We start from the raw sequence: 9,772 nt of genomic DNA on the forward strand, positions 1-9,772 counted from the left end.
GTGGACGAGAGCGGGAAGCCGCAGGACCCCCAGGAGTCCGCACGGCACCGACCGCCCCAGCCGCCCGAGCGGAACGGGAACGACAAGGACCCCGGCCGCGGCGGGAAGAAGGGCGGCGGGGGAGGCATCCTCATGGGCCGCCCCTTCGGCGTACCCGTCTACGTCGCCCCCAGCTGGTTCCTCGTCGCCGCCCTGATCACCTGGGTCTTCGGCGGCCAGCTCGACCAGGTGCTGCCCGAGCTGGGCTCCGCCCGCTACCTGGTGTCGCTGTTCTTCGCCGTCGCCTTCTACGCCTCGGTGCTCGTCCACGAACTCGCCCACACCGTCGCCGCGCTCCGCTTCAAACTCCCCGTGCGCCGCATCCAGCTCCAGTTCTTCGGCGGTGTCTCGGAGATCGAGAAGGAGGCCGAGACCCCCGGCCGGGAATTCGTCCTCGCCTTCGTCGGCCCCCTGCTCTCCCTCGTCCTCGCCGGTGTCTTCTACGCGGGGATGCACCTGACCGAGCCCGGCACCGTACCGGGCGTGCTGCTCGCCGGGCTGATGATCTCCAACCTCATCGTCGCGGTCTTCAACCTGCTGCCCGGCCTGCCCCTCGACGGCGGCCGGATGCTGCGCGCCGTCGTCTGGAAGATCACCGGCCGCCCGATGAGCGGCACCGTCGCCGCCGCCTGGATCGGCCGCTTCCTCGCCGTCACCGTCCTCATCGGCCTGCCGCTGCTCACCCACACCGGCGCCCTGGGCACCGCCCGCGCCGAGATCGGCGACGCCGACTCCCTCACCGACGCCCTGCTCGCCGCCATCCTCGCCGCGATCATCTGGACCGGCGCCGGCAACAGCCTGCGCATGGCCCGCCTGCGCGAACGCCTCCCCGACCTGCGGGCCCGCACCCTGACCCGCCGCGCCGTCCCCGTCGGCACCGACACGCCCCTGTCCGAGGCGCTGCGCCGCGCCAACGACGCGGGCGCCCGCGCCCTGGTCGTCGTCGACCCCCAGGGCACGCCCACCGCCCTCGTCCGCGAGGCCGCCATCGCCGGGGTCCCCGACCACCGCCGTCCCTGGGTCCCGGTCGGCACCCTCGCCCAGGACCTCAAGGACGGCATGCGGGTCTCCGCCGAACTCGCCGGCGAGGACCTCCTGGACTTCCTGCGCGCCACCCCGGCCACCGAGTACCTCGTCGTCGAGGAGACCGGCGAGATCTACGGGGTGCTCGCCACCGCCGACGTGGAACGCGCCTTCGTCGCCGCCATGGCCCGCACCTCCTGACCCGGGCCCCTCCTCCCGCCCGCTGGTCCCGGCCGCCCCACGGGGCCGGTAGGCTGGTCGCATGTCCGAACCGACCGGTGCCGCCCGCCGTCGCGGGCCCTTCAAGGTCGGGGACCAGGTCCAGCTCACCGACCCCAAGGGACGCCACTACACCTTCACGCTCGAAGCGGGGAAAAGCTTCCACACCCACAAGGGAGCCTTCCCCCACGACGAGCTGATCGGTGCTCCCGAGGGCAGTGTTGTCCGTACCACAGGGAACGTCGCCTACCTCGCGCTGCGCCCGCTGCTCCCCGACTACGTCCTGTCCATGCCCCGCGGAGCCGCCGTGGTCTACCCCAAGGACGCGGGGCAGATCCTGGCGATGGCCGACATCTTCCCGGGGGCCCGGGTCGTCGAGGCGGGAGTCGGGTCCGGCTCCCTCAGCAGCTTCCTGCTGCGCGCCATCGGCGACCACGGCATGCTGCACTCCTACGAGCGCCGCGCCGACTTCGCCGAGATCGCCACCCAGAACGTCGAGCGCTACTTCGGGGGCCCGCACCCCGCGTGGACGCTCACCGTCGGCGACCTCCAGGACAACCTCTCCGACACCGACGTCGACCGCGTCATCCTGGACATGCTCGCCCCCTGGGAGTGCCTGGAGGCCGTCTCCAAGGCCCTGGTCCCCGGCGGCATCCTCTGCGCGTACGTCGCCACGACCACGCAGCTGGCCCGCACCGTCGAGGCGATCCGCGAGCACGGCACCTTCAACGAGCCGTCGGCCTGGGAGACCATGGTCCGCACCTGGCACGTCGAGGGCCTCGCCGTCCGCCCCGACCACCGCATGATCGGCCACACCGGCTTCCTGCTGACCGCCCGCCGGCTCGCCGACGGCGTCGAACCGCCGCTGCGCCGCCGCCGCCCCGCCAAGGGCGCGTACGGCGAGGACTACACCGGCCCCGGCTCCGCGTCGGGCTCCGCCTCCGCCGAACGCGGCTGACCCGCCGACGGGCACCGAACCACCGGGCGCCGCCGACGAGTTCCCTCCGGGAACCGCCGGCGGCGCCCCTTCGTTCTCCCTCGTGAAACCCGGGTCCGGCTGGTTCCTCGGCACCCCTTCCTGTGGAACGATGCTGGGCACTCCCACCGGCACAGAACTTCACAGGAGTTACCCCGCGTGCAGCCCTTGGCAGGCCAGGACCTCCCGCACACCCAGCCGCGCCCCGTGCACTGGCTCGTCACCGCCACCGCCCTCGCCGCCGTCGTCGCGGCCGCGGGCTTCGTCCAGCCCCCCGACGCCACCGCCACCACCCACGGCACCCGCGCCACCTCCGGGGCCGCCCCCGATCCCCGGGACGTCACCTTCCCGGTGGACTGCGGAGGGCAGCGCCCCGACATCGTCCAGCGGGCGTCCGGCGACCTCGACGGCGACGGCACCGCCGAGACCGTCGCCGTCGTCCGCTGCCACAGCGAGACCGGCACCCCGCCCAGCGGCGTCTACGTCGTCGCCCGCTCCGCCGACGGCGGCGGGCCGCGCGTCGCCGCCACCCTCCTCGACCCCGCCCGCCGGCTCAGCGTCCAGGACCTCGCGGTGAAGGACGGCGCCGTCTCCGCGACCCTGCTGGGCTACTCCACGACGGACGTCCCGCGCTGCTGCCCCGATGAGCGCACCGCCGCCAAGTGGCAGTGGAAAGGCGGGAAGTTCGTCCTCGTCGAACTCCCCGCCGATGCCGGCACCCAGGGTGTCTGAACCGTCACACCATGTTCCCCGTGGGCGGAGCGGTGGCCCGGCCACCCTCCGTCCGCGGGCCCATCACTCCGCGTCCGGCCCGTACACCTCGACCTTGTCCGCGATCCGGCGGACGTGGATGCAGTCGCCCGGGCAGTCCTTGGCGGAATCGCGGACGTCGTTGAGGAGCGGCAGCGGCACCCGTGTCACGGCGCCGGGCTCCTGGAGCAGTTCGTCGTCGGCGCTCTTGACATAGGCGAGCCCGTCGATGTCCAGCTCGAAGACCTCCGGCGCGTACTGCGCACAGATGCCGTCCCCGGTGCACAGGTCCTGGTCGATCCAGACCTCAAGTTCCGGGTTGGTGTCGTCCTGCGCGGTCATGTCGCCTGCCGTTCCTGCGTACGTCCGTCGATTTCTGCCCCAGTGCCGCCAGCTCTGACGGGTGTTGACCGGGTCGACGATACAACCGGTCGCTTTCCGATGTTGTTCGGTGGGTATTCCCTGGGTGTGCGGACGTGCGCAAGGGTGAAGATGGGACACACCCCGACCGTCTTTTCGATCTAGGGGTTTCAACCCGCACCGGCCCAGGTAGGGTCAGGAAGCGTCCAGCTCCCTTTGGAGGAGGTGAGGACCGTGGCAGCCCACGACGACGACATGAACCGCGGCTTCCGGCCGGGGCGGGGGTCCGAGGATCCCGTCGGCCAGGTCGCCTATCTTGAGCAGGAGATCGCCGTCCTGCGACGCAAGCTCGCCGACTCTCCGCGGCACACGAGAATCCTCGAAGAGCGGATCGTCGAGCTCCAGACCAACCTGGCCGGCGTCTCCGCGCAGAACGAGCGGCTCGCCAACACGCTCCGCGAGGCCCGCGACCAGATCGTGGCGCTCAAGGAGGAGGTCGACCGGCTCGCCCAGCCGCCGGCCGGCTTCGGCGTCTTCCTGCAGGCCAACACCGACGGCACGGCCGACATCTTCACCGGGGGGCGCAAGCTCCGGGTGAACGTCAGCCCCAGTGTCGAGACCGGCGGCCTCCGGCGCGGCCAGGAGGTCATGCTCAACGAGGCGCTCAACGTGGTCGCGGCCATGGAGTTCGAGAACGCCGGGGACATCGTCACCCTCAAGGAGATCCTGGAGGACGGCGAGCGCGCCCTGGTCGTGGGGCACACCGACGAGGAGCGGGTGGTACGGCTCGCCGAGCCGCTGCTGGACGCCACCGTCCGCCCCGGCGACGCCCTGCTGCTCGAACCCCGCTCCGGCTACGTCTACGAGGTCATCCCCAAGAGCGAGGTCGAGGAACTGGTCCTCGAAGAGGTCCCGGACATCGACTACACCAAGATCGGCGGCCTGGGCGGCCAGATCGAGATGATCCGCGACGCGGTCGAGCTGCCCTACCTCTACCCCGACCTCTTCAAGGAGCACGAACTCCGCCCGCCCAAGGGCGTCTTGCTCTACGGCCCGCCCGGCTGCGGCAAGACCCTCATCGCCAAGGCGGTCGCCAACTCCCTTGCCAAGAAGGTCGCCGAGGTGACCGGGCAGCCCGCGGGCAAGAGCTTCTTCCTGAACATCAAGGGCCCCGAGCTGCTGAACAAGTACGTCGGCGAGACCGAGCGGCACATCCGGCTGGTCTTCCAGCGGGCCCGGGAGAAGGCCGGCGAGGGCACCCCCGTCATCGTCTTCTTCGACGAGATGGACTCCCTCTTCCGCACCCGCGGCTCCGGCGTCAGCTCGGACGTCGAGAACACCATCGTCCCCCAGCTGCTCTCCGAGATCGACGGCGTGGAGGGCCTGGAGAACGTCATCGTGATCGGCGCCTCGAACCGCGAGGACATGATCGACCCCGCGATCCTGCGCCCCGGCCGCCTCGACGTGAAGATCAAGATCGAGCGTCCGGACGCGGAGGCCGCCAAGGACATCTTCTCGAAGTACCTGACCGAGACCCTGCCGCTGCACGCCGACGACCTCGCCGAGCACGGCGGCTCCGCCAGGGCCGCGGTCAGCGCCATGATCCAGTCGGTCGTCGAGCAGATGTACGCGGAATCCGAGGAGAACCGCTTCCTGGAGGTCACCTACGCCAACGGTGACAAGGAAGTCCTCTACTTCAAGGACTTCAATTCCGGCGCCATGATCGAGAACATCGTCGGGCGCGCGAAGAAAATGGCCATCAAGGCATTCCTCGAACACAATCAGAAGGGACTGCGGGTCTCCCACCTCCTCCAGGCATGCGTGGACGAGTTCAAGGAGAACGAGGACCTTCCGAACACCACCAACCCGGACGACTGGGCCCGGATCTCCGGGAAGAAGGGCGAGCGGATCGTCTACATCCGGACGCTGGTCACCGGGAAACAGGGCGCGGACACCGGCCGCTCCATCGACACGGTGGCGAATACCGGCCAGTACCTGTAACACCGCTCTCCGGCTGCGGATGTCCTGGACGGGGCGTCCGCAGCCGCAGGCATTTCCGGGACCAGGGAAAACCGGACGGGAGCAATGACTGTAATGATCTCCCCAGCGCCCTCCTGGCGCTCTAGGCTCGTCGGTACCGCCCCGCTGCGCGGCGCACGGGCGGGGAGCGCGCACGGAGCCAGAGCGCAGCGGTACTTGAGCGCCGTCCCCGGCCGGGGGCGCCGCCGGGCAAGGAGGGCCGCATGACCGTACGGCGAGTAATGGGGATCGAGACGGAGTACGGGATCTCCGTCCCCGGCCACCCGAATGCCAATGCCATGCTCACCTCGTCCCAGGTCGTCAACGCCTACGCGGCGGCGATGCACCGGGCACGACGGGCCCGGTGGGACTTCGAGGAGGAGAACCCGCTGCGGGACGCCCGCGGCTTCGACCTCGCCCGGGAGGCCGCCGACGCCAGCCAGCTCACCGACGAGGACATCGGCCTGGCCAATGTGATCCTCACCAACGGCGCGCGGCTCTACGTCGACCACGCCCACCCCGAGTACAGCGCCCCGGAGGTCACCAACCCCCGCGACGCCGTCCTCTGGGACAAGGCCGGCGAGCGGATCATGGCCGAGGCCGCGGAACGCGCGGCCCAGGTCCCCGGCGCCCAGCCGATCCTGCTCTACAAGAACAACACCGACAACAAGGGCGCCTCCTACGGGACGCACGAGAACTACCTGATGAAGCGGGAGACCCCGTTCGCGGACATCGTCCGCCATCTGACGCCCTTCTTCGTCTCCCGCCAGGTCGTCACCGGCGCCGGACGGGTCGGCATCGGCCAGGACGGCCACGAGCACGGCTTCCAGCTCAGCCAGCGCGCCGACTACTTCGAGGTGGAGGTCGGCCTGGAGACGACCCTCAAGCGCCCCATCATCAACACCCGCGACGAGCCGCACGCCGACGCCGAGAAGTACCGCCGGCTCCACGTGATCATCGGCGACGCGAACCTCTCGGAGATCTCGACCTACCTCAAGCTCGGCACCACCGCGCTCGTCCTGTCCATGATCGAGGACGGGTTCATCGCCGTCGACCTCGCCGTCGACCAGCCCGTCCGCACCCTCCACGCCGTCTCCCACGACCCCACCCTGCGCCGGCTCGTCACCCTCCGCAGCGGCCGCACCCTCACCGCCGTACAGCTCCAGATGGAGTACTGCGAGCTGGCCCGCAAATACGTCGAGGACCGCTACGGCGCGGACGCCGACGAGCAGACCAAGGACGTGCTCACCCGCTGGGAGGACGTGCTCGGACGGCTGGAGAACGACCCGATGAGCCTCTCCGGCGAGCTGGACTGGGTCGCCAAGCGCGAGCTGATGGACGGCTACCGCCGCCGCGACGGGCTGGACTGGGACGCCGCCCGGCTGCACCTCGTCGACCTCCAGTACGCCGACGTACGGCCCGGCAAGGGCCTGTACAACCGGCTGGCGGCCCGCGGCCGGATGAAGCGGCTGCTGGACGAGAGCGATGTCGACGCCGCCCGGATCAGGCCGCCGGAGGACACCCGCGCCTACTTCCGCGGCCGCTGCCTGGAGCAGTACGCGGACGACGTCGCCGCCGCCTCCTGGGACTCGGTGATCTTCGACCTGCCGGGCCGCGACTCCCTCCAGCGGGTGCCGACCCTGGAGCCGCTGCGCGGGACGAAGGAACACGTCAAGGACCTCCTGGACCGCTGCCGCACGGCGGAGGACCTGGTGAGGGTGCTTTCCGGCCACTGAACCGCCCGGGATTCGCGGCCGGTGGGCGGCTGAAAACACCGCGTGGCGGGAATCATCGGGGTGGCTCCCGGACGTTGCACCAAGTGCGGGGCCGATGTCGGACCCAGCTTGTAGGGTCTGATCATGAACGTCACATCGAGCGGGGCGAACCGAGCGGGGTGAGGGATATGGCGACCAAGGACAGCGGCGGGCAGCAGAGGGCGACGCGCGCCACGGAAGAGGTCGAGGAGCAGGCACCGGACGCACAGGCGACCGACGACCTCAAGGAACGCCAGGAAAAGCTGTCGGACGACGTGGACTCCGTCCTCGACGAGATCGACGACGTGCTGGAGGAGAACGCCGAGGACTTCGTGCGTTCCTTCGTCCAGAAGGGCGGCGAGTAGCCGGCCGCGGCGCGGGCGTCGCTCCCCGGGGCGGGCCCGCGCCGCGCCCGCCGCACGTCCGGGGAGCGCCGTGCCGCACCGGGCGCACCGCCCGCCGGGCAGGGGCGTCGCCGGGGCCCGCATCCCGTGTGGATCACGGCTCCGGTCCGGGTAGGGTCCGGGACGTACCGTGCACCGGCCGTGCCGTGGCACGGGTGACTTTTCAAGTATCGGCCCGCCGCCGGGAGGCGGGCGGCCGAGTATCCGGAAGGAAACGTGTGGAAGCCAACACCCGTAGCACCGGGCGTCTGCCAGCTGCCTTCCTGACGCCTGGATCCTCGTCGTTCATGGACTTCCTCGGCGAGCACGCTCCCGGTCTGCTGCCGGGCAACCGGCCGCTGCCGCCCGTACAGGGCGCCGTCGAGGCGCCGCACGGCACCACCATCGTGGCGGCGTCGTTCCCCGGCGGTGTGGTTCTCGCCGGCGACCGGCGGGCCACGATGGGCAACGTCATCGCGCAGCGCGACATAGAGAAGGTGTTCCCGGCCGACGAGTACTCCGCGGTCGGCATCGCGGGCACCGCCGGCCTCGCCGTCGAGATGGTCAAGCTGTTCCAGCTGGAACTGGAGCACTTCGAGAAGGTCGAGGGCGCCCAGCTCTCCCTGGAGGGCAAGGCGAACCGTCTCTCCACGATGATCCGCGGCAATCTCGGGATGGCCATGCAGGGCCTCGCGATCGTGCCGCTGTTCGCCGGCTGGGACGTCGACCGCGGCAAGGGCCGCATCTTCTCCTACGACGTGACCGGCGGACGGTCCGAGGAGCAGGGCTTCGCCGCCACGGGCTCCGGCTCCGTCTTCGCCCGCGGCGCGCTCAAGAAGATCTACCGCGACGACCTCACGCAGCAGCAGGCCGTCACGGCCGTCGTGCAGGCGCTCTACGACGCCGCGGACGACGACTCGGCGACCGGCGGCCTCGACCTGGCCCGGCGGATCTTCCCGGTCGTCACGGTGATCACCGAGGACGGCTTCACCAAGTACGCCGAGGAAGAGGTCGCGGAGATCGCCCGTGCCGTGCACGACCGGCGTCTGGAGCAGCCCGACGGCCCGCGCGCCGCGGTGCTGTGAGCGGCGGGGCGGTCCGCATGTACGCGCCAGTGAGAGAGCCATTGACAGAAAGGGACGGATAACCGGTGTCGACGCCGTTTTATGTCTCACCCCAGCAGGCCATGGCCGACCGTGCCGAATACGCCCGCAAGGGCATCGCCCGCGGTCGCAGCGTCGTGGTGCTGCAATACACCGACGGCGTGGTCTTTGTCGCCGAGAATCCCTCCCGGGCCCTGCACAAGGTCAGCGAGATCTACGACCGCATCGCCTTCGCCGCGGTCGGCAAGTACAACGAGTTCGAGAACCTGCGGATCGGCGGGGTGCGCTACGCCGACCTGCGCGGCTACACCTACGACCGCGAGGACGTCACCGCCCGCGGCCTGGCGAACGTCTACGCCCAGACCCTCGGCACGATCTTCTCCAGCGCCGCCGAGAAGCCGTACGAGGTCGAGCTGATCGTCGCCGAGGTCGGCAGCGCCCCCGAGGACGACCAGATCTACCGGCTCCCGCACGACGGCTCGATCGTGGACGAGCACGGTTCGGTCGCGGTGGGCGGCAACGCCGACCAGATCAGCAGCTACCTCGACCAGCGGCACCGCGACGGCATGACGCTGGGCGAGGCCCTGCGGCTGGCGGTCGAGTCCCTCTCGCGGGACACCAACGGCGGAGCGCGCACCCTGACCGCCGAGCAGCTGGAGGTCGCGGTCCTGGACCGTACGCGGCCGCAGCAGCGCAAGTTCAAGCGCGTCCTGGGCCGGCAGCTCTCCCAGCTGCTGGAGGAGGACGGCGGGACGGCACAGGAGCCCGAGACCCCCGAGAAGGACGGCGGGTCCGCGCCCGACGCGTCCGGCTCCGGTGAGCGGGAGGCGGGGGAGTAGCACGGCCTCGCACTCGTGGCGCGCCCCGGCGGGAACCCTCCCGCCGGGGCGCGCCGTGTCACGGCAGCGGGGCCGGCCCGGTCGAGCCGCGGACGACCAGCGTGGCGGGCAGGGTGCGGGGTGCCGGGGACCGGTCGTCGAGCACCGCGGTCAGGGCCCGCATGCCCGCCTCGCCGAAGTCCTCGGCGGGCAGCCGCACGGTGGTCAGCTCCGGCTCGACCGCCACCGCCAGCGCCAGATCGTCGAAGCCGGTCACCGAGACGTCCTCCGGTACCCGCAGCCCCAGCCGCCGCACGGCCTTGCAGGC

At 71.0% G+C, this 9,772-nt stretch carries 10 protein-coding genes; 8 read left to right on the plus strand and 2 right to left on the minus strand.

Going from position 1 to position 9,772, the window contains the following annotated elements; translation table 11 throughout:
* The 3 genes from AC51EU_RS07975 (at position 1) to AC51EU_RS07985 (ending at position 2,989) form a co-directional block, all read left to right on the plus strand.
* On the plus strand, positions 1-1,263 hold the full coding sequence (locus AC51EU_RS07975; protein ID WP_496265978.1) for a site-2 protease family protein: 1,263 nt from the start codon (positions 1-3) through the stop codon (positions 1,261-1,263).
* Between the two features lie 61 nt (positions 1,264-1,324).
* On the plus strand, positions 1,325-2,239 hold the full coding sequence (locus AC51EU_RS07980; RefSeq protein WP_496265979.1) for a tRNA (adenine-N1)-methyltransferase: 915 nt from the start codon (positions 1,325-1,327) through the stop codon (positions 2,237-2,239).
* 177 nt (positions 2,240-2,416) lie between these two features.
* Positions 2,417-2,989: a hypothetical protein gene (locus AC51EU_RS07985; RefSeq protein WP_496265981.1), complete on the plus strand. Its 573-nt coding sequence runs from the start codon at positions 2,417-2,419 to the stop codon at positions 2,987-2,989.
* A gap of 63 nt (positions 2,990-3,052) precedes the next feature.
* On the opposite strand, the gene AC51EU_RS07990 is transcribed toward AC51EU_RS07985, so the two are convergent.
* A complete protein-coding gene (locus tag AC51EU_RS07990; RefSeq protein ID WP_496265982.1) occupies positions 3,053-3,349 on the minus strand; it encodes a ferredoxin in 297 nt (98 codons plus the stop codon).
* A gap of 252 nt (positions 3,350-3,601) precedes the next feature.
* On the opposite strand from AC51EU_RS07990, the gene arc reads away from it, so the two are divergent.
* The 5 genes from arc (at position 3,602) to prcA (ending at position 9,465) form a co-directional block, all read left to right on the plus strand.
* Positions 3,602-5,368: a proteasome ATPase gene (gene arc / locus AC51EU_RS07995; RefSeq protein WP_496265983.1), complete on the plus strand. Its 1,767-nt coding sequence runs from the start codon at positions 3,602-3,604 to the stop codon at positions 5,366-5,368.
* A 242-nt stretch (positions 5,369-5,610) separates the two neighbouring features.
* Positions 5,611-7,122, plus strand: coding sequence for a depupylase/deamidase Dop (gene dop, locus AC51EU_RS08000; protein WP_496265984.1), 1,512 nt, complete (start codon positions 5,611-5,613; stop codon positions 7,120-7,122).
* A gap of 167 nt (positions 7,123-7,289) precedes the next feature.
* Positions 7,290-7,505, plus strand: a complete 216-nt coding sequence (locus AC51EU_RS08005; protein ID WP_496265985.1) for a ubiquitin-like protein Pup — start codon at positions 7,290-7,292, stop codon at positions 7,503-7,505.
* Between the two features lie 257 nt (positions 7,506-7,762).
* Positions 7,763-8,608, plus strand: a complete 846-nt coding sequence (gene prcB / locus AC51EU_RS08010; RefSeq protein WP_496265986.1) for a proteasome subunit beta — start codon at positions 7,763-7,765, stop codon at positions 8,606-8,608.
* Positions 8,609-8,673: 65 nt separating this feature from the next.
* On the plus strand, positions 8,674-9,465 hold the full coding sequence (prcA, locus tag AC51EU_RS08015) for a proteasome subunit alpha (RefSeq protein ID WP_496265988.1): 792 nt from the start codon (positions 8,674-8,676) through the stop codon (positions 9,463-9,465).
* 58 nt (positions 9,466-9,523) lie between these two features.
* On the opposite strand, the gene AC51EU_RS08020 is transcribed toward prcA, so the two are convergent.
* Positions 9,524-9,772 (minus strand): substrate-binding domain-containing protein (locus AC51EU_RS08020; protein WP_496265989.1); only part of this gene is annotated, 249 nt, incomplete at its 5' end.

The organism is Candidatus Streptomyces philanthi, from assembly GCF_059553635.1.